General features: G+C 48.8%; 24 protein-coding genes and 5 tRNA genes. 9 read left to right on the forward strand and 20 right to left on the reverse strand.

The genetic code is table 11. From position 1 onward, the window contains the following. Nucleotides 1-80: 80 nt before the first annotated feature. Entirely contained in the window at nt 81-446 is a 366-nt protein-coding gene (locus tag BLU97_RS06595) for a hypothetical protein (protein WP_074760782.1), read from the reverse strand. A gap of 296 nt (nt 447-742) precedes the next feature. On the opposite strand from BLU97_RS06595, the gene BLU97_RS06600 reads away from it, so the two are divergent. Together BLU97_RS06600 and BLU97_RS06605 are read left to right on the forward strand one after the other, a co-directional pair. Then, nucleotides 743-815 (forward strand) — tRNA-Thr (locus tag BLU97_RS06600). A 35-nt stretch (nt 816-850) separates the two neighbouring features. After that, a tRNA-Gly gene (locus tag BLU97_RS06605) sits at nt 851-921 on the forward strand. Nucleotides 922-957: 36 nt separating this feature from the next. On the opposite strand, the gene BLU97_RS06610 is transcribed toward BLU97_RS06605, so the two are convergent. Continuing rightward, complete coding sequence (locus BLU97_RS06610; RefSeq protein WP_074760783.1) at nt 958-1,869, reverse strand: glucosaminidase domain-containing protein; 912 nt, start codon at nt 1,867-1,869, stop codon at nt 958-960. A gap of 77 nt (nt 1,870-1,946) precedes the next feature. Between BLU97_RS06610 and BLU97_RS06615 the strand changes: the two genes are divergently transcribed. After that, the gene (locus tag BLU97_RS06615) at nt 1,947-2,420 is read left to right on the forward strand and encodes a cytidine deaminase (RefSeq protein ID WP_074760784.1); all 474 of its coding nucleotides are present in this window, start codon (nt 1,947-1,949) and stop codon (nt 2,418-2,420) included. Here BLU97_RS06615 and BLU97_RS06620 read toward each other — a convergent pair. The 9 genes from BLU97_RS06620 to BLU97_RS06660 form a co-directional block, all read right to left on the reverse strand. After that, a complete protein-coding gene (locus tag BLU97_RS06620; protein ID WP_074760785.1) occupies nt 2,417-3,745 on the reverse strand; it encodes a right-handed parallel beta-helix repeat-containing protein in 1,329 nt (442 codons plus the stop codon). The genes BLU97_RS06615 and BLU97_RS06620 overlap by 4 nt on opposite strands. Nucleotides 3,746-3,786: 41 nt before the next feature. After that, entirely contained in the window at nt 3,787-4,344 is a 558-nt protein-coding gene (locus tag BLU97_RS06625) for an NADH peroxidase (RefSeq protein ID WP_013064684.1), read from the reverse strand. A gap of 131 nt (nt 4,345-4,475) precedes the next feature. Then, nucleotides 4,476-5,297, reverse strand: a complete 822-nt coding sequence (locus BLU97_RS06630; protein WP_254771676.1) for a rhamnogalacturonan acetylesterase — start codon at nt 5,295-5,297, stop codon at nt 4,476-4,478. A gap of 68 nt (nt 5,298-5,365) precedes the next feature. Beyond that, nucleotides 5,366-6,730 carry a histidine--tRNA ligase gene (gene hisS / locus BLU97_RS06635; protein WP_074760787.1) on the reverse strand — a complete coding sequence of 455 codons (1,365 nt, stop codon included), beginning with the start codon at nt 6,728-6,730 and terminating at the stop codon, nt 5,366-5,368. Nucleotides 6,731-6,733: 3 nt separating this feature from the next. After that, nucleotides 6,734-8,005, reverse strand: coding sequence for an adenylosuccinate synthase (locus BLU97_RS06640; protein ID WP_028908548.1), 1,272 nt, complete (start codon nt 8,003-8,005; stop codon nt 6,734-6,736). Further along, complete coding sequence (locus BLU97_RS06645; RefSeq protein WP_074760788.1) at nt 8,002-8,511, reverse strand: Fur family transcriptional regulator; 510 nt, start codon at nt 8,509-8,511, stop codon at nt 8,002-8,004. Before BLU97_RS06645 ends, BLU97_RS06640 begins: the two co-directional genes overlap by 4 nt. 62 nt (nt 8,512-8,573) lie before the next feature. Next, complete coding sequence (locus BLU97_RS06650) at nt 8,574-9,188, reverse strand: DNA alkylation repair protein (RefSeq protein ID WP_074760789.1); 615 nt, start codon at nt 9,186-9,188, stop codon at nt 8,574-8,576. A gap of 9 nt (nt 9,189-9,197) precedes the next feature. Beyond that, a complete protein-coding gene (locus tag BLU97_RS06655; RefSeq protein WP_254771682.1) occupies nt 9,198-11,105 on the reverse strand; it encodes a dipeptidyl peptidase 3 in 1,908 nt (635 codons plus the stop codon). Between the two features lie 44 nt (nt 11,106-11,149). Beyond that, complete coding sequence (locus tag BLU97_RS06660; protein ID WP_074760791.1) at nt 11,150-11,623, reverse strand: helix-turn-helix domain-containing protein; 474 nt, start codon at nt 11,621-11,623, stop codon at nt 11,150-11,152. A 120-nt stretch (nt 11,624-11,743) separates the two neighbouring features. Here BLU97_RS06660 and recQ point away from each other — a divergent pair, with 120 nt between their 5' ends. The 4 genes from recQ to BLU97_RS06680 all read left to right on the forward strand — a co-directional run bounded on the left by recQ (nt 11,744) and on the right by BLU97_RS06680 (nt 16,155). Further along, the gene (gene recQ, locus BLU97_RS06665; RefSeq protein WP_074760792.1) at nt 11,744-13,567 is read left to right on the forward strand and encodes a DNA helicase RecQ; all 1,824 of its coding nucleotides are present in this window, start codon (nt 11,744-11,746) and stop codon (nt 13,565-13,567) included. A 146-nt stretch (nt 13,568-13,713) separates the two neighbouring features. Further along, entirely contained in the window at nt 13,714-14,529 is an 816-nt protein-coding gene (locus BLU97_RS06670) for a glycogen/starch synthase (RefSeq protein ID WP_074760793.1), read from the forward strand. Between the two features lie 27 nt (nt 14,530-14,556). Continuing rightward, the gene (locus BLU97_RS06675; protein ID WP_074760794.1) at nt 14,557-16,017 is read left to right on the forward strand and encodes a DUF4270 domain-containing protein; all 1,461 of its coding nucleotides are present in this window, start codon (nt 14,557-14,559) and stop codon (nt 16,015-16,017) included. Between the two features lie 6 nt (nt 16,018-16,023). After that, complete coding sequence (locus BLU97_RS06680) at nt 16,024-16,155, forward strand: dehydrogenase (RefSeq protein WP_074760795.1); 132 nt, start codon at nt 16,024-16,026, stop codon at nt 16,153-16,155. A 25-nt stretch (nt 16,156-16,180) separates the two neighbouring features. Here BLU97_RS06680 and BLU97_RS06685 read toward each other — a convergent pair whose 3' ends face one another. Further along, the gene (locus BLU97_RS06685) at nt 16,181-18,610 is read right to left on the reverse strand and encodes an ATP-dependent helicase (RefSeq protein ID WP_074760796.1); all 2,430 of its coding nucleotides are present in this window, start codon (nt 18,608-18,610) and stop codon (nt 16,181-16,183) included. 515 nt (nt 18,611-19,125) lie between these two features. On the opposite strand from BLU97_RS06685, the gene BLU97_RS06690 reads away from it, so the two are divergent. Further along, on the forward strand, nt 19,126-19,698 hold the full coding sequence (locus tag BLU97_RS06690) for a DNA-binding protein (protein ID WP_074760797.1): 573 nt from the start codon (nt 19,126-19,128) through the stop codon (nt 19,696-19,698). A gap of 93 nt (nt 19,699-19,791) precedes the next feature. Continuing rightward, nucleotides 19,792-19,893 (forward strand): smalltalk protein, encoded by a 102-nt coding sequence (locus BLU97_RS16000; protein WP_175456321.1) that lies wholly within the window; start codon nt 19,792-19,794, stop codon nt 19,891-19,893. Between the two features lie 162 nt (nt 19,894-20,055). Here the strand turns inward: BLU97_RS16000 and rhuM are convergent, their stop codons facing one another. The 8 genes from rhuM to BLU97_RS06730 form a co-directional block, all read right to left on the reverse strand. Then, the gene (rhuM, locus tag BLU97_RS06695; protein WP_074760798.1) at nt 20,056-20,346 is read right to left on the reverse strand and encodes a RhuM family protein; all 291 of its coding nucleotides are present in this window, start codon (nt 20,344-20,346) and stop codon (nt 20,056-20,058) included. A 127-nt stretch (nt 20,347-20,473) separates the two neighbouring features. Further along, entirely contained in the window at nt 20,474-20,965 is a 492-nt protein-coding gene (locus tag BLU97_RS06700) for a 3'-5' exonuclease (RefSeq protein WP_074760799.1), read from the reverse strand. A 51-nt stretch (nt 20,966-21,016) separates the two neighbouring features. After that, nucleotides 21,017-21,685: a hypothetical protein gene (locus BLU97_RS06705; protein WP_074760800.1), complete on the reverse strand. Its 669-nt coding sequence runs from the start codon at nt 21,683-21,685 to the stop codon at nt 21,017-21,019. A gap of 59 nt (nt 21,686-21,744) precedes the next feature. Beyond that, nucleotides 21,745-21,816: transfer RNA gene (locus BLU97_RS06710), tRNA-Glu, on the reverse strand. A gap of 38 nt (nt 21,817-21,854) precedes the next feature. Continuing rightward, nucleotides 21,855-21,926, reverse strand: a tRNA-Glu gene (locus tag BLU97_RS06715). Nucleotides 21,927-21,960: 34 nt separating this feature from the next. Beyond that, nucleotides 21,961-22,047: transfer RNA gene (locus tag BLU97_RS06720), tRNA-Ser, on the reverse strand. A gap of 108 nt (nt 22,048-22,155) precedes the next feature. Further along, nucleotides 22,156-22,524, reverse strand: a complete 369-nt coding sequence (locus tag BLU97_RS06725) for a hypothetical protein (protein ID WP_074760801.1) — start codon at nt 22,522-22,524, stop codon at nt 22,156-22,158. After that, nucleotides 22,521-23,981, reverse strand: coding sequence for an aminoacyl-histidine dipeptidase (locus BLU97_RS06730; RefSeq protein ID WP_074760802.1), 1,461 nt, complete (start codon nt 23,979-23,981; stop codon nt 22,521-22,523). Before BLU97_RS06730 ends, BLU97_RS06725 begins: the two co-directional genes overlap by 4 nt. Nucleotides 23,982-23,983 lie beyond the last annotated feature (2 nt).

Genomic DNA, 23,983 nt, shown 5'->3' on the forward strand with positions numbered 1-23,983 from the left:
CATAAAAAATTTAAGGGGTATTCTCACGAATACCCCAGAAATAGACTAACCAATTACTAACTAAAAACAAATATGAATTCTTACTTTATTATTCCACGGTTTTTGATCGTGGCATTGAGAATGGCCATGTACTTACTCATCTGTTCGTCGTTAAGTACGTAGCTCATATGCTTCACATCAGTATCGATAGCGCGCTTAACCATAATCTCGCGCTCGCTACTGCTGTACTGTGTAGCATAACTCATCTCAGTATTAAACATGTTGTAGATGTTCTCTACAGCCTCTTTCTGATCGTTTGTCAGGTTCAGAGCGTCTGAGAGTCTGCTGATATTGATGTTCAAATCATAAGCAGCAACGTTGGTTGCCTCTGGGGCAGCTGCCTCATTCTTAGCAGAAGCTGTAGTCATGCACAGCAAAGCAACCAATGTATAAAATATCTTTTTCATCTTTTTACCCTTTCTTTTCTTTACTCGGAACGGTCTTTTTGCCGCCCTACTTTTACCTATTGTAGTTATCCTTTATGTCTTTTGACGATGCAAAGGTACGACGATTTTTGATAGAATGAGCATACTTTGTGTGTTTTGTGTGCGAACACAGTCTTTTTATTGACCAAAATCAAAACCTTGATTTATCTCAACAGTGTGCTGATTACACAAAAAAATAGGCTTAAACGAAAAAAAAGGGCGGAAAATTTGCAGGTACCAAATAAAAATGTTACTTTTGCACCCGCTAAAGGAGACCTGCCGATATGGCTCAGTTGGTAGAGCAACGCATTCGTAATGCGTGGGTCGCCGGTTCGAGTCCGGCTATCGGCTCTTCTAAGCAAAACTCAGAGATCTTATTCAGTGTTGCGGAATTAGCACATCGGTAGTGCACGGGCTTCCCAAGCCTGGGAGGCGGGTTCGATTCCCGTATTCCGCTCATAGATGTAGAGGGCATTGAGCCCTCTACTATTTTTTATCTCAAGCGCAGACCATCACCCACACGAATCTGGTAGTCGGGCGTCAGATGGTTCATCTTATACAGATTCTTCAGACGGATACCGTATTTCTGGGCGATAGTGTACATCGACTCGCCATCGCGCACGTAGTGCAGTCGGCCCTTGTAATCCTTTGGTGCCTTGCGCTGTTTCTTCTTCAGCCATATAATCTCGCCCTCTTCCAACTTGTCCTTGCGATGACGCTCGTTGTATTTGGCTATCTTGCGGTAGCTGATGCCAACCTCCTCGCCTATCGACTTGAAGGTATCGCCGCGACGGGCAATCATATAATAGTTCTTATTAAATATCTTGATGGAGTGCAGCGAAGCACCGCCCACCTCTTGATCCTTGGTGCGCTGAGCCATAAAGTGATCGTAGCCCTTGGCACTGTCGTACTGGTAGAGCTTATACATCTGTATAATCTCAATCAGCTTCTCGGCATAAATGGGATTTGTGGCATAACCGGCAGCCTTCAGTCCGCGAGCCCAACCCTTGTAATCGGTGGTTTTCAGATTAAACAGCGAACGGTAACGCTGGTTGGCTGCCAGGAATTTCGAGTGGTCTTCGTACGACTCGTAGGCATTGCTGTACACACGGAAACAGTCGTTACGCGCATCATCATCGTGATACGTACGTGGACCCGTCCAACCGTTATTGCACTTAATACCAAAGTGGTTGTTACTGGTGCGGGTGAGCTCACTTCTACCAGCACCGCTCTCCAACAACCCCTGCGCCAAAGTAATAGATGCAGGTATGCGATAACGCTGCATCTGCTCGATGGCAATGTCCTTATATTGATCTACATATTGTTGATAGGCTTGATTCCATCTGATCTGCGAAAACGCCGAAACCGACAGGAAAAAAGCTATGAATACTATAAATTTTCTCATATTATGCATTTTATTTGTGCAAAAGTAATGATTTCTCTCGAATTATTTGTATTTTTGCAGAAAAATATAGGATTTTTATGAGAGAACTGGAGCTAAAGTCGGTAATTAAAGTGTACGCCATGGAAGAACTGAGTGCTGATGAACGCCACTTGGTAGAGCTTGCTATCGAGGCTACAAGCCGCAGCTATGCCCCCTACTCTAAGTTTTGTGTAGGTGCAGCAGTACGTTTGGACAATGGTGTTGAAATTATAGGTTGCAATCAGGAGAATGCAGCTTATCCATCAGGCTTATGCGCCGAGCGTACCGCCTTGTTTGCAGCCGGCGCTCAGTATCCCGATCAGCCTGTACGCATGCTGGCCATTGCCGCTCGTGGTACTCATGGCGATCTGGAAGAAGAACCCGTTGGTCCTTGTGGCTCATGCCGTCAGGTCATCATCGAATCTGAGACTCGTGCCAAAGCCCCCATACGCATTCTGCTGTACGGAAAAAAGTACGTATATGTGATTGATGGCGTAAGAGAGCTGATGCCGCTCACTTTCTCTGAATTTTAACGATAACATCCCAATCCCGCCGCCGTCGATAAAACATCGAGGTGGAAATCGTAGTCAAGGTTGTCTTCATCAATCTTGATGAAATGGGCTTTTCCTTGAATCTCGTCATTGGGTGATTCCCAGATAATATCGTTGAAATGGGCTGTATCGTCAATCTTGGGTGTTCGTAGCAAGCTGTGGGTGAACGTATAGTTAAACGCTGCGCCATCTTTGGCCTGTTCGCCTATCAGTACATCATCGTCGTAACCTGTGATGATGGTGCCTTCGCACATCATATTATATAAAGGTGATGTTTGGTTGGTAAAACGCAAGGCTGCTCCACGCCCACCTGTAAAGGGATAGAATTGCGCCAGGGTGCAATACACTATTTCTACCATTCCACCGTTAATATTCACGCAGTCGCCCATCGCATTCGTCAGCTGACAGTTCTCCAAGCGCACGTGCGCATTAGTTAACTTTATGCCGTCGCCCTGACAATTATGTACCACGCATTGCTGCATTTTAAGGCGATAATGCGTGCTGTCGATGGCTGAAGAATCGCAAATCAAACCTTGATTAGAATTACGTATCTGTGTGGTGTTCAATACGTTATTGTTTGATATATTGTAGAATCTGATACCCTTCCACTGACCAGGCACGCGATCGTATGGCAGATACGAGAACATACGATCCAGACGGTCGCCACGCATGGTGCAGTTGTCGGTATGCAGTGTTCCATATACCTCCATCCCAGCGTCGGCATGGAAGTAAAGTGTGGTGTTACGGATGGTGAGATGCGCCCCTTCCTTTACGATGAAATCGCCGTATATCACCAAAGGCTTATCTGATTCTATCACCGAATCGCGCTCAATCACGGGCTGCTCGCATTTGATGGCATCCCAAGCCCATGCCTTCAAACAAACGCTCTGTTCGGTACCGCTCTCCATTAAAAACACCAATTCATCGGTAATCTCTTTGGGCGTAGTCTGATAGGTTTCATACGGCGTTATCTCTACAACCACAAGAACGCTGTCGTTCTTACGAATCTCAACATCGTTGGTTTGCGAACCATTGTTGTTGTCCAGATACATGCCATCCACATTAACGCGAAAGCCCGTCTGGTTGCCGCGTTTCAAGTGTACGCTTTGCAGTTTCACGCCATTATCATTTCGGTTGTTTACCCAGAAGGTATAGGTAGATGATGCCGTACGGCTGAATACGGTATCCAGTTTGATAGTGTCTGAAGGAAAATCGAGGCGCAAGCCTGTACTGGTCGAGAACGAGTCGTCATCGGCGCAGGCCACCAGGCCCAGTATCAGTGATATAAAAAAGAAAATCCGTTTCATCTTAATGATAAAACGGATTATTCTTTAATTTATTGTGTAGATTACTTGCCAAAATAGCGTTTCAGCAATCCAGCAAAGCCTGCACCATGACGGGCCTCGTCCTTAGCCATCTCGTGAACGGTGTCGTGGATAGCATCGAATCCGGCAGCCTTAGCGTTCTTGGCAATACGGAACTTATCCTCGCAAGCACCAGCCTCGGCAGCAGCACGCTTCTCCAGATTGGTCTTGGTGTCCCATACGCACTCGCCCAGCAGCTCAGCAAAGCGTGAAGCGTGATCGGCCTCCTCGAAAGCATAACGCTTAAATGCCTCTGCAATCTCAGGATAACCCTCACGGTCGGCCTGACGAGCCATAGCCAGATACATACCAACTTCGCCGCACTCACCATTGAAGTGTGCACGCAGGTCGTTAATCATCTCTTCCGATACACCCTCGGGCTTACCATCGCCAATACGATGAACGGTAGCATAAGTTACGTCGCCATCGTCCTTCAGCTCAGAGAACTTAGAGGCAGGAGCCTTACAGATTGGACACTTCTCGGGAGGATTCTCGCCTTCGTAGATGTAACCACAAACAGCACAGATAAATTTCTTTGTCATAATTGTAATTTGTTTAGTTATTAATACATGATATTTTGTTAGTACAATATTCTTCTGCTGCAAATATAAGCATAAAAAATAAATCCCGCAAGTATTTTGCAGGATTTATTTTAAAATGTTGCGTAATTATGTTATTTCTTACGATATTTACTCAGCACGGGAATCTCTTGGCAGAGTGCATCGGCCAGCAGATTGGCTACCACTCTGGCGCCATATATATTATAATGTGTATTGTCCTGCTTGCCCTTTGGCTCCGATGGCTCTTCGCCGGGTCGATACCACATGTGCAGCTTCTTAGACGCCTCGGTTCCCAAACCCTGCTCCAGGTTGTGGGTAATGGTGTTGGCATCTACAAAGTGGCAGTTCATGCGGGTGGCCACATCCTTTGGTGCCACACGATACAGGCCGTGGGTATCGTAAAGCGTGTCGCCCTCAATCATTTTCACGCCGTCCTTAAAGGTAGATGTGCGTAGCTTCTCGTCGTCGTCGTTCTGAGGTGCTACCACAAAAAAGTTGCGACGCACTACCGGGTTCATCAATACTGGAATGCCACCACGCTCGCGGGTTTCGCGCACGTATTTGGCCAGATTGTAGTCGAATGTTGAGCCTGGATCGGTATGGCGATCGGCTTTGGGTTTCTCGTCGTTATGGCCGAACTGGATAATCACATAGTCGCCTGGTTTGATACGTTCCAGTACCTTGTCCCAGCGGCCTTCGTTGATGAAACTCTTCGAGCTGCGACCGTTCACAGCGTGGTTATCTACCACAATGTAATCGGCATCAAAGCACTCCTGCAGCATCATACCCCACCCGCGCTCCTGCTTACCACCAGTTGTATCCTTGTTGGCTGCTGTTGAGTCGCCAATCACAAAAATGGTGGTGTGCTTGTCGGGAGTCATCGCCGTAAAAAGCAATAATCCGCCCAAAAGGAGTGAAAACGTAAATTTCTTCATTGTTTTAATTGTTTTAGTAGAAATCCCCCTCCAACGTGCGGAGGGGGATTGGATAGTTATATCAACGATTATGCAAGAATCGTTTTGATGATTTCGTCGATGGTGATCAGACTCTGCTCACCAGTTTCCATATTCTTCAGTGTCAGCTTGCCGGCAGCCATCTCGTTCTCACCAGCAAGTGCTACAAATGGAATCTGCTTAGCGTTAGCATACGACATCTGCTTCTTCATCTTGGTCGAATCGGGGAATATCTCTGTGCGGATGCCAGCCTCGCGAGCCTTAGCAACTGATGGCAGACAGTAAGCTGTCTCCTTATCGCCGAAGTTGATGAACAGCAGCTGGGTGCCGTTGGTAGCATCCTTTGGATAGCAGTCGAGTGCGTTCAACACGTCGAAGATACGGTCTACACCAAAGCTGATACCTACACCCGAGATACCAGGCATACCGAAGATACCAGTCAGGTTGTCATAACGACCACCACCAGTGATCGAACCAATCTGTACGTCGAGTGCCTTAACCTCGAAGATGGCACCTGTGTAGTAGTTCAAACCGCGAGCCAGAGTCAGGTCGAGCTGAATCTCGTTCTTCAGTCCGAGAGTCTTCAGTGTGTCGAGAATAAAGCGTGTTTCCTCAACGCCCTTCAGTCCAGTCTCGCTGGTAGCCAGAACCTCAGCGATGGTGTTCAGCTTCTCGTCGTTGGTACCCTCGAGCGAGATGATAGGCTGTAGCTTCTCAATCTGCTCGTCAGAGAGTCCGTCCTCACGCAGCTCCTGGTTCACGTTGTCGAGTCCGATCTTATCCAGCTTGTCGATAGCAACGGTGATATCCACAATCTTCTCGGCAGCACCGATTACCTCGGCGATACCAGTCAGGATCTTGCGGTTGTTGATCTTGATCTGAACACGTACGCCGAAACGGCTGAATACGGTGTCCACAATCTGCATCAGCTCCACCTCGTTCAGCAACGAGTCGGAACCTACGATGTCGCCATCAAACTGCCAGAACTCACGGTAACGCCCCTTCTGTGGACGGTCGGCGCGCCAAACGGGCTGCATCTGGTAGCGCTTGAAAGGCAGCTGCAGTTCTTCGCGATGCATCACCACGTAGCGGGCAAAAGGTACGGTCAGGTCGTAACGCAAACCCTTTTCGCAGAGTTTGGCTGCCAATCGCAGCGAGTTACGCTCAGCCAGTTCCTCGGGTGTAACTTTCGAGAGGTAGTCGCCCGAGTTCAGCACCTTAAACAGCAGTTTGTCGCCTTCCTCGCCATATTTACCCATCAGTGTGCCGAGGGTTTCCATAGCGGGGGTCTCTATCTGCTGAAAGCCGTAGAGCTGATACACCTGTTTGATGGTGTCGAAAATATAATTGCGCTTCGCCATCTCCATTGGCGAAAAGTCACGCGTTCCTTTAGGAATACTTGGTTTCTGTGCCATTTATTACTTTCTTACAATTGTTTGATCGCGGTCGGGGCCGATAGAGATAATCTTGATAGGCGTCTCTAACTGAGCCTCGAGGAATTTGATGTAATCGTTGAACTCTTTAGGGAACTGATCCTCGCTGGTAAACTTGGTCATGTCGGTCTTCCAGCCTGGCAGCTCCTGATATACGGGCTCGATACCATCCTCGATGTTGTATGGGAAGTAATCGATCTCCTGTCCGTTCTGCTTGTAGGCTACGCAAGCCTTGATGGTGTCGAAACCATCCAACACGTCGCTCTTCATCATAATCAGCTGGGTAACACCATTCACCATGATAGAGTACTTCAGGGCTACCAGGTCGATCCAACCGCAACGACGCTCACGACCGGTAACAGCACCGTACTCGTGACCCAGGTCGCGAATCTTCTTACCTGTCTCGTCGAACAGCTCTGTGGGGAATGGACCTGCACCTACACGTGTGCAGTAAGCCTTCATGATACCGTAAACGTCGCCAATCTTGTTGGGACCGATACCCAGACCTGTGCAAGCACCAGCGCAGATGGTGTTAGATGATGTAACAAAAGGATACGAACCGAAGTCGACGTCGAGCATAGTACCCTGAGCACCCTCGCAAAGCACGCTCTTACCACTCTTCAGCAGGTTGTTCAGCTCGTGCTCTGAATCTACGATAGGGAACTGGCGCAGGTACTCGATACCCTCCAGCCATTTCTTCTCTACCTCGGTGATGTCGTACTCAAAGTTGAGCGACTTCAGGATAGCCTCGTGGCGAGCCTTTGCCTTAGCGTACTTCTCCTCAAAGTTCTCAAGGATATCACCAACACGCAAACCGGTACGGCTTACCTTGTCGGTATAAGTAGGACCGATACCCTTACCGGTAGTACCTACCTTATCCTTACCCTTCTGAGCCTCGTAGGCAGCATCCAGCACACGGTGGGTAGGCATGATAAGATGGGCCTTCTTTGAGATGTGCAGACGGCTGCGCAGCTCATGTCCGCTTGCCTCGAGTGCCTTGGCCTCTTCCATAAACAGGTCTGGAGCCAGCACTACACCATTACCGATAATGTTTACCTTGTCGCCCTGGAAAATACCTGAAGGGATTGAGCGAAGCACATACTTCTGACCCTCAAACTCCAGCGTATGACCAGCGTTAGGACCACCCTGAAAACGGGCAACCACATCGTACTTAGGGGTCAGTACGTCGACCACCTTACCTTTTCCTTCGTCGCCCCACTGCAAGCCCAGCAGGACATCTACTTTACCTTTGTTCATTTTTCAGTTTTATTCTTGTTGTTACTTTTCTTTTTCGCGGTTGTTGTCTTCTTGCGCTTTGTCATCTTGGTCTGACAGCTACTGCACACACCGTAAACATACAGCGTAAAACCGTCTTTTCTGAATCGTTTCAGATGCATATTCTCCACAGCAGCTATGATCTCAGGCGATTTAACCTCAGTAACCTTACCGCACATGGTGCAAATCTGATGACAATGACTCTGGTTGTCGTAGCAGGCCTCGTATTTGGTCGAGCCTTGAAAGCGGTGCCTGACTACCAGTCGGAGCGACATAAACAGATTCAGCGTATTATATAAGGTAGCCCTGCTAACGGGGAAATCCATCTCCTGTGCCAGTCGGGCTTTCAGGTCTTCAAGTGTAAAGTGCCCGTTGATGCTGTAGATGGCTCTGAGGATGGTGTATCGCTCAGGTGTCTTGCGATGATTGTTCTTCTCAAGATAGTTGTCCAAAAGCCTTTCTACGGCCACAATTACACTTTCTTTCATCTGAATCTATCAAGAAAACCGCACAAAGGTACGCATTTTCGGGCAGATAAAAGAAACTTTATTTAAAAAAAATCTAAATTAGCCTTTTTTAATGCACTTTTTGCAAGACGTTCGTATACTAATCCAAGTTCTGCAAATCTAATCATGGCATTCATGGCTGCTTTCTTCACCATTAAGCTGTTGCCTTCGAGGGCTGCTAACGCCTGATCGATAAACTCGTTGATGCCACGCTCGTTGGGCTCCTGTTTGTTCATAAACAGGCGCGACAGAATATGGAATCCGCACAGCTGATACAGCTCCTTATCCGATGCCATCCAGGTGTAAGCCTTGTCGGCAGCATAAGGCAGATACTGATATAAATTAAATGAAGCTTGCTCTGCAATCTCCTGACTATCAGTTTGTTCCATCCATATATCTACTACTTCAGGCAGCATCTTGTCGGCTGGCATCAGCATGGTGGCCAATATCTTGCATTCGCGCACGTTTTCCTTCCACAACGCTATTGCTAAGTCGTAGTTCTTACCGATTTCATCGGCCTTAGCCTTCAGTCGTGGCAAGGTGGCACCCCAGTTCAGTTTGTAGTTGGCGCCTTTATTGCGCATAGAAGCAGCAACCATTCCGTCCATCATCAGACGGAATGATTGCTTAATCTCTTTTATCTGTTGGTTTATATCCATCTCAAATTTTTAAATTAATGTGCCATACTCCGCGCTGTAGCGCAGCATCTGATGGGCATAACTCTCGCTGTAGCTTACCGTAATGTCGCTTATTTCGCCGTTTTCGTCGTAAACGGGCATCAGCTGCGGATTGATAAAGCCCTTGTAAGGTGCCAGGTTCAGCTTCTTGTATCTGTCTAATACTTCAGCGTGCAGCTCGGCATCTACCTTTACGGCATAACGCTCCACCAAGTCGCGGGCAGCCTCGTAGTCGCCTTCGCTCTTAATACGCTGAATCTCAGCCAGCAAACGGGCAATCAAGGTGCGTAGCTCGGCATAATCGCTGATTTCAACGTAGGTCTTACCCTCGCGTTTCACCAGTTTGATTGCGTCGCCGTTCTCGTAGCACCAGTGGGCTATCAGCGCGCGGTTACGCATGTGCGCCTCCTCCAGCTGGTTGCCTGGGGTGATACGTATCAGCTGCGTCATCAAGCCGTTCATCATATAGGTATAATACTGCGATTTGTACGCCTCTTCGTCGGGCACTAAGCCTAACTCTACCAGCTTCTTGTCGGCTATATAGTACAATCCGAACAGGTCGGCTCTCGCCTCCTCTATCGTGCTGCTGTAAGCCTTCAACGCATCGGGATCAACGCCTGGCAACAGCTGTCCGCTACCATGACCTAAGCACTCGTGCAGGTCGGTATGCAGGTCGTCGCACACGTCGCCGTATTTCTCAATCAGGCGCAGTGTCTCTTCGTCGCTCACAAACTCCTCCTTAAAACCGTTACCCTTCGCGGCCTTGTTATACGCATCGGTAATGTTACTGATGGTAATGCTCTTACTGCCGTAAGCAGCACGAATCCAGTCGGCGTTTGGCAGGTTAATGCCGATGGCCGTAGCGGGATATTCGTCGCCACCCAGCATAGCGGCACAAATCACATTGGCCGATACGCCTTTTACTACTGGCTTACGGAAACGCTCATCTACGGGCGAGTGATCCTCGAACCACTGGGCGTTCTGGCTGATGGTTTGTGTGCGATGGGTAGCCTCTTCGTCGATATACTCCACCAGACCTTCCCACGAACCTTTCAGTCCTAATGGGTCGCCATACACCTCGATAAATCCGTTGATAAAGTCGATTTTCGATTCCTTATCCTGCAGCCATTCTATACAATAATGATTAAAGAACTGCAAGTCGCCTGTCAGATAATACATAATCAATAAAGTAATGCTTGATTTCTGCTTATCATTCTCGGCCACATCGTAGGCTTTTCTTAACCAATATATAATGTGTCGGATGGTGTTGCCATACTTGCCGTCGGCTTTCCATACCAGCTCTTTTACCTCGCCGTTCTCCTTTACCAACGTCGAGTTCAAACCATACGAAGGTGGTGTGTCGTGCATTTTGTTCTGCTGCTTCTGCTGCTCGTAAAATGCTTCGGCTTCGGCCTGTGTCACACCATCGTAGAAGTTCATGGCCGATGTCAGCAGCAAATCCTCGCCGTCGGCCTGATTCACACGTTTAGGCATCACCTCTTCGTAGAAGATTACTGGGAAGAGTTCGTCGCACATCTCGTCGATGGTCTCGCCCGATTTCAGCGGCAACTTGCATGCTTCAACCTGATGCAATGCCTCGCGCAGATACTCGGCCGAGAAGCCAGGCTTGAACTTTTCGCAACCATAGTGATGGTGAATACCACTAGAGAACCACACGCGCTTCAGATACACCTCAAGAGCCTTGAAGTCATCGTTGTCGTGCGGCATATTCATATCAACATATACAACCTCCAACATCTTGCGGATGCGGAGGTTGTATTTTCCAAACTGATCAAATGTAATGTCTCGTCCGAACAGCGTTGCTTTCGACAGGTAGTAAACTAACTTTTTCTGCTGTAACGATAGCTTTTCAAACCCGTTCAAACGATAACGGAGCATTTGCAAGTCAGCAAAACGCTCGTCTTGATAGTTAAATCCCACGCTTATTTAGCATTTTTTGGTTTGCGACCACGTTTTACGTTTGTTACCTTCATGGTTGGGTGCTGCTCCAGGTGCTGCAGGCGGTAGTCGCGTGGAGTCATACCCATCACGCGATAGAACGAAGCGTAGAACGACTGGCGGTTAGCAAAACCTACCATATCACTCACCTCCTCCATGCGCAAATCCTGATAGCGCTTGTCAACCAGAATACTCATCGCCTCGTCTATTCTATACTTATTTACAAACGAAGTATAGTTCATGTGGAAACGAACGTTTACCACAGCCGAGATGTAACGTGTGTTTGTGCCTAAATCCTCGGCAAGTTTCTTTGCCGAATAATCCTTGTCGCGATACTTCTTCTGCATGACGATGATGTTCATGATTTTTTCCTGCATCTCGTCCATCATTTTGGGGCTTACCAAACTTCTGTAAGCCGCTGCCTTCTCTTTCTTTTCAATAATGTTGTACTTTGCCATTTGCTTTTTTGACCTTTATTTTTAACGATGTGCAAAGATAAAAAGTTTTTTTCATTTAACAAAGACAAACGCCGAAAATTTACAAAAAAAGTATTACCTTTGCCGAAAAATTGAAAAAATATGGATATTTTTGGCATTTTACGACAATATTTCGGCTATTCTTCCTTCCGTCAGAACCAAGAAGACATCATCCGCCACGTGATTGCTGGCCGCGATGCCTTGGTGCTCATGCCCACGGGTGGTGGTAAAAGTATTTGCTATCAGATTCCCGCTTTGGCGCTGCCTGGCACCACCATCGTTGTTTCACCGCTCATCAGTTTGATGAAGGACCAGGTTGAAACGCTCCGTTCGAATGGTATCGAGGCCGAAGCTCTGAACAGTGGAAACGATCCTACGATGGATACCGTGATTCGTCGCAAATGCTTAGCCGGACAGATAAAACTGCTGTATATCTCGCCCGAGAAACTGCTGGCCGAGATGGATTATTTCATGCAGCATCTGCAGATATCACTCTTTGCTATCGACGAGGCTCACTGCATTAGTCAGTGGGGGCATGATTTCCGCCCCGAATATACCCAGTTGGGTGTGCTGCGCGAAAAGTTTCCAAACGTGCCTATGATGGCACTAACGGCCACCGCCGATAAGATTACCCGACAGGATATTCTTACGCAACTTAAATTAAGGAACGCGCGCGAGTTCGTGTCGAGTTTCGATCGTCCTAACCTCAGCTTGTCGGTAAAAAGAGGCTACAAATCGGCCGAGAAAATGCACTTTATTCTCAACTTTATCAAGGCGCGCCCCAACGATGCGGGCATCATCTACTGCCTGAGTCGTAAAACCACCGAAAAAGTGGCCGCCGACCTGCGTAAAAAGGGCATCAATGCCGCTGCCTATCACGCTGGTTTGTCGGCATTCGACCGCAGTCAGACGCAAGAGCAGTTCAAGAACGATCAGCTGCTGGTGGTTTGTGCCACCATCGCCTTTGGTATGGGTATCGATAAGAGCAACGTGCGCTGGGTGATTCATTACAACATGCCCAAGAGCATCGAGAGTTTTTATCAGGAGATTGGCCGCGCCGGTCGCGATGGTGCCCCGGCCGATACCGTGTTGTTCTACTCGCTGGCCGATATCATCCAGCTTACTGAGTTTGCCCGTCAGAGCGGTCAGCAGGATGTGAATATGGATAAGTTGAAACGCATGCAGGAATATGCCGAGTCGAACGTGTGCCGCCGCCGCATACTGCTGAACTATTTTAGCGAGCAGACCGACCACGACTGCGGCAATTGCGACGTGTGCGACAACCCACCCCAGCGCTTTGATGGTACCCGATACGTGCAGATGGCCCTGAGCGCAGCCAAACGTGCCAACGAGGATATTCGCATTTCAACCATCATCGAGATACTGAAAGGTATGCGCTCGCCTGCTGTGATGCGCCAGGGGTTCGACCGCCTGAAAACCTTTGGTGTGGGTCACGACCTGAGCCTGACCGACTGGCAGGACTATCTGTTGCAGATGCTGCAGATGGGTTTTATCGAGATTGCCTACAACGATGGCAACAAGGTAAAGGTAACCGCCATTGGCGACGATGTACTTTACGGTCGAAAAACAGCCCAGCTGTGTGTGGTTGATCATAGTGCCAAGGAGGCGCCCAAGAAGAAACCCAAGCTGCGTTTGGAGATACCCACCATCACCATTCCCGGTCTGCCGCCAACCACCGGTATCGAGGATCCCAAACTGTTCGAGGCTCTTCGTCAGCTGCGCAAACAGTGTGCCGAAGAAGAGGGCTTCCCACCTTACATCGTTTTCAGCGATAAGGTGCTCCATTCGCTGGCCACCATCAAGCCCACCTCGCTGGCTCAGTTTGGCAACATCCAGGGCATTGGCGAGCACAAAAAAGGCAAGTATGGCGAGCGTTTTGTATCGCTCATCCAAAAGTACGTTTAAGGGCGTTTTTACACCTTATTTATATTAAAAGCGACAAAGAAACTAAAAAAAGGGGCATAAAGTGCCTAATTTTTGCTAAAAACGAGCACAGATTGGCAATTTTGTGCAAAATTATTAGTACCTTTGCATGGTAAAATCATCCAAAGATGGCTAAAAAGAAGATACTATTTATCAATCAGGAGATCACTCCTTACGTCCCCGACAATGCATTGTCACTCATGGGAAAGAACCTTCCAAAGGTTATGCAGGAACGCAGTCACGAGATTCGTACCTTCATGCCAAAGTGGGGTAATATTAATGAGCGTCGTGGTCAGTTACACGAAGTCATCCGACTTTCGGGTATGAACCTTATCATTAACGACACCGATCACCCTCTTATCATCAAGGTTGCCTCAATCCAGTCTGCTCGTGTGCAGGTGTATTTCATCGATAACGACGATTACTTTGGTAAGCGCCTGATAGAGCGCGATGAACAGGGTGTAGAGTACGACGACAATGGCGAACGTGCTATTTTCTTCGCACGTGGTGTACTCGAAACTGTAAAGAAGTTGCGCTGGGTGCCCGATATCATCCACTGTCAGGGTTGGATGGCAGGCGTAGTGCCTTTCTATGTAAAGACCGCCTATCGCGACGAGCCCTCGTTTGCCGAGACCAAGGTTGTAACCTCGCTTTACAATAAGAGCATCGAAAAGGATTTCGGTTCCGACTTCAAGCAGTTCATGGAGTTCCGCGATGCCAAGCCCGAGTTGCTTACCGATTATAAGGATACATTCGACTTCGACGAGTTAGGCAAGTTGGCCATCGACTATAGCGATGGTGTTATCCAGGCTGTGCCCGATGCAAGCAAGGTGCTTAGCGATTATGCAGCAGCCAAGAACAAGCCACTGCTCGGTTATCAGGAGGACTTTGGCGATGCCTACGAGGCATTCTATGAGTCGCTGTATGCCGACGAGGCCAAGTAAGAGAAATAAAGTCCAAAACAACGATACATGAAACTAAGATTGTTTACAGCGATTGCAATCACCGCAATGGCGATGGCATCTTGTAGCGAGGATACCGAAACTATCGGCTCGTCGATTACCAACGAGAGCGATAAGATGGTGTTCTCTACTGGTGTGTACCAGGCTACATCACGTTCCATCATGGCCGATTCGGTGTATTCAAAAACCTTTGATTGCTATTTCGGAAAGGTAAAGGATCCTGAGACCAACTCGTACGTAAAGAACGAGTTTATGGCTCAGTTTAATATGCTCGAAGGCTTTTCGCTGCCCGATAAGAGCACTATTCTTGGCGAGAGCGATGGCGATATCGCTGCCGACTCGTGCGAGATCTGGCTTATATTCGACCGTACCAAGTGCTACGGCGACTCGCTCACACCTCTTAAGGTAAAGGTGCGCGAGCTGGCTAAGCCTGTCGAGGATGGTTCGTACTACAGCAGTTTCGACCCCGTAGTCGAGGGTTATGTACGTAAGGACGGCATTAACAAGAATTCGTCGTTCGCACTCTCAAACCTGCACTATTCCGATAGTCTTCGCAGCACATCTGGTTACGCCGAGTTTGCAAGCATTTCGCTCAACGATCCTTATACCGATAAGGACGGCAATACCTATAATAACTTTGGCACCTATATCATGCGCCAGTATTATTCTAACCCCGAGAAGTTCAAGAATGCCTATACCTTTATCCACAAATTGGTTCCTGGCTTCAATTTCGAGGTTTCAGATGGTCTGGGCGTAATGGCCAATATCCAGCAGATCGACCTGGTTACACAGTTCCGCTATAAAGACGGCGATTCTACTTATACAGCCACTATCTACCAGTCGTCAACTCCCGAGGTGTTGCAGACTTCACATATCGAGAACGACAAGGCTGCGCTTAACCGTCTGGTGGCCGACAACAGCTGCACCTACCTCAAATCGCCTGCTGGCATCTTTACCGAGGTAACTCTGCCTGTTGATGATATCTCGCTGGCTCATGCTAACGACTCACTGCTGTCGGTAAGCGTTACTTTCGAGCGCGAGAACAGCGGCGTACAGAACACCAAGTATCCCATCGGCACCCCACAGAATATTCTGATGGTGCAGAAGGATAGCCTGTACTCGTTCTTCGAGAATAAGACCATGTACGATTACACCACATCATTTATGGCCACACTCAGCACCAATGCTTACACCTTCAGTAATATTGGTAACCTGATTACACAGATGGCACGCCAGAAGGCCGAAGGCCTGAAGAGCGATGCAGCCTGGGAGGCCAAGCACCCCGATTGGAACAAGGTGGTACTGGTACCTGTTGCCACCACCACCAAGACATCCTACGATAGCTACGGTTATAGCACCACTACCATCTCGGATATTCACAACCAGCTCGGACTCTCAAGCACCAAGCTTGTTGGTGGCGCTAACTCGCCTATCGAGGTGAAGGTAATCTATGCCAAATTTAAGCAGTAAACAGTTATGGCCGACGGATTTTTAGAGAAGCATCACGAGGATTACGAAGCCCGCAAGGCGGCTTGGATCCGTAAGAAGAAGCATCTGCCGAAAGCTAAGCCCAGAAATATAGAGCGACCCGATGACGAGTCGCTCTAATTTTTTGTCTCCGCTTGGCGGAACCTTATCCTAAAATCTTGAACTTAGCAAATTTCAGCAGTAGCTGTTTGGTACCAGCATTGGTAAATTCTACCGTTGCCTTGGTGTTCTCACCCGTACCCTCTATACGTACCACCGTACCCACACCAAAGCGCATGTGCTCTATACGTGCCCCCTCGCGCAGTTCGCTCGCACTCGGGTCGCTCGCCATGGGTCGTGGTGCCACTGCGTTATACACACGCTTAAAGTTGGTACCAAACGGGTTCACGGGCTTTTCCGGCTGTCGTGGAGCCACCGCTCTCGGCTTCGGGTCGGCCTTAAACTGCGTGGCCACCGGGCGTGGGTTCTGCATCCACTCTGGGCCCTCGCTCTCATATCTGCTGCTACGGCTGTAACCACCTGTGGTACCAGTGCCGTAAGCCCCGCCATCGTAGCGGTTGTAAGCCTTACGCTGGGGCGCACCAAAGCTGCCTGCCCCACCCGCTTCGCTGTGTACCTGCAGCAGTTCAGGGTCGATATCACGAATAAAGCGCGATGGTGTGTCGTACTCCATACGTCCGTAGCGGAATCGGTTCTGTGCACACGTCAGTATGCAGTGCTTCTCGGCTCGTGTAATCGCCACGTACAGCAGTCGTCGCTCCTCCTCCAGTTCTCGCATCGAATTGGTACACATCGGACTTGGGAAGATGTTTTCTTCCAGTCCCACCACAAACACCGTTGGGAATTCCAGTCCCTTGGCAGCGTGTACCGTCATCAGCACCACCTTATCGTTGCTGTCGCCATCGTCGCTGTCCAGATCCGTCAGCAGCGCCACCTCCTGCAGGAAATCAGGCAGATACACCTCGTCGCCCATATCCTCCTCGCGTCGACTCTCCACAAAGTCCTGCATACCACCTAAGAACTCCTCCAGGTTTTCCTGTCGCGATATGTCCTCAGGGTTGCGTCCGCTGTAGATGTCCTTGCTGATGCCCGAGTTCATAATGATATCGTGGCCCAGCGTGTAGGCATCCTCCGTTTGCAGGCGCTCTATCCAGCCCTCTATCAGCTGGCGGAAGTTCTGTATCTTCGTCATCGTGCCCTTGCTCACGTCCATCGGGAACAGCACTGGGTCCTTGATTACCCGCCACAAGCTTACCCCGTAAGCCTGCGCCGTTTGTATGATTTTGCCCACCGTGGTGTCGCCAATGCCGCGCGCCGGGTAGTTGATAATGCGCTTAAAGGCCTCCTCATCATCCGGGTTCGCTATCAGGCGGAAGTAGGCTATCACATCCTTTATTTCCTTACGCTGGTAAAAGCTCAGTCCGCCGTAAATGCGGTATGGTATGCCGTCCTTGCGCATCTGCTCCTCAAAGCTTCGGCTTTGCGAGTTAGTGCGGTACAGTATGGCAAAGTCGCTCCAGTTGCAGTTGTCCTGTCGTTTCAGCTTCTTAATGTCCTGTGTCACTATCAGTGCCTCCTCACGGTCGCTGTAGGCAGGCTTCAGCTGCAGCTTTTCTCCATGCTCGTTTTTCGAGAACACGTTCTTCGGTATCTGTCGCTCGTTGCGTCGTATCAGCGAGTTTGCTGCCTGTACTATTAGCTGTGTCGATCGGTAGTTCTGCTCCAGCTTAAACAGCTTGGCATTGTTATACTGGCTTTGGAAATTCAGGATGTTATCAATATTGGCACCACGAAAGCTGTAGATACTCTGCGCATCATCGCCCACCACGCACACCTTCTGTCGCTCCTTGGTAAGCTGATACACAATCTGCTGCTGCGCGTAGTTCGTGTCCTGATACTCATCCACCAGCACAAACCCGAATTTCTCTACGTATTTCTGTCTTACCTCCTCGTTCTTCTCAAACAGCACCCATGTCTGCACCAGCAGGTCGTCAAAGTCCATCGCATTCGCCTGTCGGCAACGCTCCGCATACCTTATATATATATTGGCCACTTGCGGGCGCTTCTGTGTGGCATCATCCGCAGCCCAGGCACTCTGTTGGTACGCCTGCGGCAACAGTAAGTGGTTTTTGGCCAGCGATATACGGTCGGCCACCGACGATTGCTTGTACACCTTGTCATCTAGTCCCATCTCTTTAATGATGGTCTTTACCAGCGATCGTGCATCCGTTTGGTCGTAAATCGTAAAGTTCGCGTTGTAACCTATCTTATCCGCTTCGGCCCTCAGTATGCGTGCAAACACACTGTGGAAGGTGCCCATCTGCAGGTAGCGAGCCTGCTCCTCGCCTACCAGCCGTCCTATACGGTCCTTCATCTCGCGTGCCGCCTTGTTGGTAAATGTCAGCGCCAGTATCTGCCAGGGCTTCATCCCCTGTTCCAGTAGCCAGGCAATCTTATACGTCAGCACACGTGTTTTACCCGATCCTGCACCAGCAATCACCAGACTTGCGCCGTCGCAGTACTCCACTGCAACGCGCTGACTGTCATTTAGTTCGCATAGTATATTGATGTTCATTCTTATCCTTTCTTGTATTGCAGATGCAAAGATACTACAAAAAAAAGTAATAGACAAAATTTTTCGAGAAATTCGCACAAAAAAGACACGAAGTGACACAGGAAACAGAAACAGTTTTAAAATAGCGCAGGGGGTGTAAAACATTAAATTTATGATATTAGTATTTATATTTTATATAATATATATATTATATAAAATATAATCTTCAGAATGAATTAATAGGATGGCTTAAAATAAAAACTGTTTCTGTTTCCTGTTTCCATTATTGACCATCTTTTCTATTTTAACAATTCATTAACAGTTGATATTTCGGTATATGACGAAAATTTCGTACCTTTGCATTGTCGAAATAAAGATGGAGATGATGCTCCCGCGCGAGGAAAAAGATTCTCCCACGTGCACTAAGAAAATCTGCCACGCGTGAGCGCAAAACCAACATCAGAGTTGAGACAAGCAAAATGTAAAAATGTAACAATTAAAAAATTTAACAACAACACAAAAATTAAACTAGAATTATGGCATTAAAAGTTAAAGCACAGGAAAAGTTGCAGAAGATTGGCAAGTATGAGGGCACTTATCGCTACATCATGATGCCGGAGTTGCACACCTCGCTCTCGCAGGAAAAGGTGATTAAGGAGGCTGCCCTTCGCAGCGGAGTAAGTAAAGGCATTATGCAGGCCTGCTGGGATGCGGCTGGCGAAGTGATTAAGGCCTGGGCCACTGAGGGTCACAGCGTTGCGCTGCCCGGTCTGGGAACTATGCGATTCGGCATCCGCGCCAAGAGCGTGGCCAAGGTGGATGAGGTGAAGGCCGGACTGGTAACCAGTCACCGAATCATCTTCACACCCGCAGTGGATCTGAAGGACGAGCTAGCCAGCACCGCTATCCAGATTACCTGCTACGACCGCGACGGCAAGGAGATTAAGCGCGTGACCAGTACCGACCCAGGTACAGTTGAAGACAACGAGAATGGTGGTGGTAGCAACCAGGGCGGCAATACCGGTGGAAACACTGGTGGCGGCGGTAATACCGGAGGCAATACCGGTGGCGGTGGCAGTGGCGACGAGGATGAGTCGTACGGAGACTAAGGGCTGGGGCGAAAGCCCCACCCTACCTATTGAACATTAACCATTCTTGCTTAGGCAAGCGTATTAAAAATAACGATTAAAACCTTAACCATTATGACAAAGAAAGAAACATTTAAGTTCATCGTGCAGATGATTGCAAGCATCGCAACAGCAATAGTAACGGCGCTAGGAACGACATCGTGCATCGGGGCTTAGCCCCGAAGCGCCACAAGTTCTTGGACAAGCCAAGCGGCATAGCCGAGCGGCATGGGCCTTTAGAATATAGCCAAGGACCTGCACTTGCGCGGCCCGCCACGCATACTGCAGCAGGCTCTATCCTATCACCCTCAGGTTTCAAATCGAAGCCTGAGGGTATTTTTATACGTTCTGCTGGTTAATCAGGTTAACCACGACATTTAACAGGTCCTGACTCTCTACAGTTTCTGGTACTCCCTGATTACTGATAGCACGACCAGCCACCTGCACCAACTGACGCAGTTCTACAATCTGATCTTTACGGATTCTATCGTTGATGGCATAGCCTTTAACCAAATAGTCTTTTATAATCTTGCGAGCCCAGATACGGAAAGCAGTACCACGTTTGCTATAAACGCGATAACCAACGGAGATAATGACATCGAGACTATAAAACGGTACAGGCTTCTTCACGCCATTAACGTGTAAAAAAAGCACGTCATTATTGTCTCGCTCCAATTCGCCCTCCTTGAAGGCATTCAGAACGTGGTGCGCCGTTTGAGGGCACACCTTGTAAGAATCTTATTTAAAAGCGGTAAATTTATAGGATTTCTCTGGCTATCCAGGCACATGCTTCGGCATCGGCGAGGGCATGATGGTGGTTCTCGAGTTCATAACCACATAGCTTAGAAATCGTATGTAGCTGGTGATTCGCGGCATTTGGGAATGCCTTACGAGAGGCTACACATGTACAATGAAATTCATAATCTGGATAGTCCATCTGATAACAACGGAACACAGCCTTTAAGCAACTCTCATCGAAAGCTTTGTTATGTGCCACCAGAGGCAAACCCTCAATCATTGGCTCAATCTGTTTCCAAACTTCCGGGAAAACCGGGGCCTCTTCGGTATCCTGACGAGTAAGCCCATGCACCTGGCTACACCAATAATTATAGTAATTGGGCTCAGGCTGTATCAATGAATAGAAGGTATCCACAATCTCGCCATCTCTCACAATCACAACTCCTACTGAGCAAACACTAGTTCGCTCGTTGTTAGCAGTCTCAAAATCTATTGCAGCAAAATCTTTCATTTGTCGTTCTTATATTTATTCCACATTTGTTTAGAAATTTCAAATACACTATTATTTCAGTATCTTGAGGAGTTGTTTGTCGGAGGCTTGGGGGCAGATGGTTTGCATGTGGGCGAAAATACGTTGAAAGGATTCTTCGGGAGTACGAGAACTCTGGTTAGCATCACGACCGTAAAGGCGCTCGGGCGTGGTGAGAAGCGACCAACCCCAGCCGTACTCACGACCGTGACGGTCGTGAGGATACACAAAATCTTCGGTAACGATACGGGTGGCCATCTGCAGGCGGGTGACATAGCCATCGAACTTACTACGCATCTTAGGACCGGTGAAACCACACTGGGCGCGCAGCTCGCGGGTAATCAGACTGCCCTCCTGCTCTAAAGTGAAGAGAATTGCCTCGTCGATACTGCCCTCATGGGGCGCAGGACACTTGCTACGGCGGTAGTTACAGAATTCGGACCACCACTCACGACTGATAAAGCCTGCCTTGCCGGCAAAGAACTTACCATACACATGATGCCCCTCGGTGATGATGCTGCCCTTCCACTTCCACAACGGCCAATCCCAACCGCCATCGCTGAACACGACATAACGACAATCATCAGCCACAATCTCCTCGGCCGAGAAACCGCGAATACCACTATCGAGCAAGGGCAAAAAGCCAATGCTGCTAATCAGCTCAGTAAGTTGCGCACTGTTATGAACTTCGGGAAACATCATACGAACATTAGTTTTAGGGAATGAAAAAAGCTCCCGTAAAAACGGAAGCTCTAGATTTGTAGTCGATAGGGGAATCGAACCCCTATGCCAAGATTGAGAATCTTGTATCCTAACCATTAGATGAATCGACCAGCATGTCAAATTATCGACCAGAATGTCAAAGATGTTGTAGTCGATAGGGGAATCGAACCCCTATGCCAAGATTGAGAATCTTGTATCCTAACCATTAGATGAATCGACCAACATCGACACGCTCTCGTGGAGACTTCCTGAGGCGGAAGGAGGGGGATTCGAACCCCCGGTACGGGAACCCGTACGGCAGTTTAGCAAACTGCTGGTTTCAGCCACTCACCCATCCTTCCAAAGGACCTTAGAGTACCAAACCTTGGGGCATCTCCTCGATTGCGGGTGCAAAGGTACGACTATTTTTTGAATCCTCCAAATTTTTATTCGACTTTTTTTCGAAAAAGTTATTTGAAAGCTACCACCTGGGTAAGCGTTGAGTCGAGATAAAAGGTATTCTGCAATGTGTCGCCCTGATATAAGTATCTCATTCTCAGATAGAACAGATCGCCAGCGGGTGCTTTGGCATACTGGATACCGCTTTTGAACAAGGGTGCACCATTATTTCGCATTTTTGCCACAAGTGTGTCGTTAATGTGACGTGTGGTGCCCAAATCGGCAAAATCAACACCCGAGGTCTCTACCCCATCCTGCATATTCTGAGCCACAAAATCCTTCACCGTCTGCTCGGCGGTGTACTGCTTTCCGCACGAAGCGAAAAGCAGCCCACCCAAGCAAAGGGTTATATTTATAATGTACGCGCGCGTATGCATCATTTCTGCGGAATGTTTTTAAGTACATCAAGCAGATGATCCCATACCATCTGTACGGTTGGAATGAGCAGACGTTCGTCGGGGGTGTGCACATAGCGCAATGTGGGACCGAAGCTTACCATATCCAACTGTGGATAGCGCTCTGAGAACAAACCGCACTCCAAACCAGCGTGGATGCCACGAACCACGGGCTCCTTACCGAACAGTTTTACGTAGCTCTCGCGAACAATCTTCTGCAACTCAGAGTTGGCCTTCATCTTCCAAGCGGGATAGCCGTCGCCTGATGTAGCCTCGGCACCTGCCAACTGGAAAGCGGCACGGATGGTGGCACACATATTGTCGAGGTTTGACATGACGTTACTGCGCTGGCTCGACAGAATCTCGATGGCATTCTCGGAAGAGTGGATGCTGGCGATGTTTGAAGAGGTCTCGACCATACCGCCGAGCTCCTCGTCCTGACAGATGGCGTAGATGCCATTATCAACAGCCTGAACAGCCCAAACAAAGTTCTTGGCTACAGCAGGGTCGATAACAGGCTCGGCATCGGTGCTCTCCATGCTCCAAACCATCTGGGTGTCGGTAACATGGAACTCGTCCTCAACCTCGGCTGCAAATACATTCCAGTCGGCCTTTACGTTCTCCTTTACATCGTGAGGTACGGCAATCACGAACTGACCATCGCGTGGGATGGCGTTGTGCAGCTTACCACTGTGGAACTGAGCGAGCTGGATGCCCTCGTAACGGTTCATCTCCTGATACAGGAAACGAGCGAGGATCTTGATGGCGTTAGCGCGCTTCTTGTTGATATCATCACCTGAGTGACCACCAACCAAGCCCTTGAGCTGGGCTTTCATGAAGAAGCTCCCCTCGGCTGCCTGCTGGCGCTGGAAAGTGAACTTGGCAGTAGTGTTGCGACCACCGGCGCATGATACGAAGATTTCGCCCTCGTCCTCAGAGTCGAGGTTGATAAGGTAGTCGCCAGTCATGAAACCAGCCTTCATGCCCTCGGCACCGCTCAAGCCAGTCTCCTCGTCGCGAGTGAACACGCACTCGATAGGACCATGCTCAATGTCATCGCTTGCCAGGATGGCCAGCTCGATGGCACAACCGATACCGTCGTCGGCACCCAGTGTGGTTCCCTCGGCTGTGAGCCACTCACCATCTACATAAGTCTTGATGGCATCCTTATCGAAATCGAACTCTACATCTACCAGCTTATCGCACACCATATCCATATGGCTCTGCAGGATAACGGTCTTGCAGTTTTCCATACCCTTGGTGGCGGGCTTGCGTATGATGACATTACCGGTCTCGTCGACTTTTGTATCCAGATTGTGGCTCTCGCCCCATGATTTCAGATACTCGATCATCTTCTCTTCGCGCTTAGATGGACGCGGAATTTCGTTAATCTTCGCAAATTCTGCGAACACAACTGCAGGTTTTAAATCGTTTTTATTCATTA

The organism is Xylanibacter ruminicola (genome assembly GCF_900107775.1).
In the GTDB taxonomy this organism is placed as follows: Bacteria; Bacteroidota; Bacteroidia; order Bacteroidales; family Bacteroidaceae; genus Prevotella; species Prevotella ruminicola_C.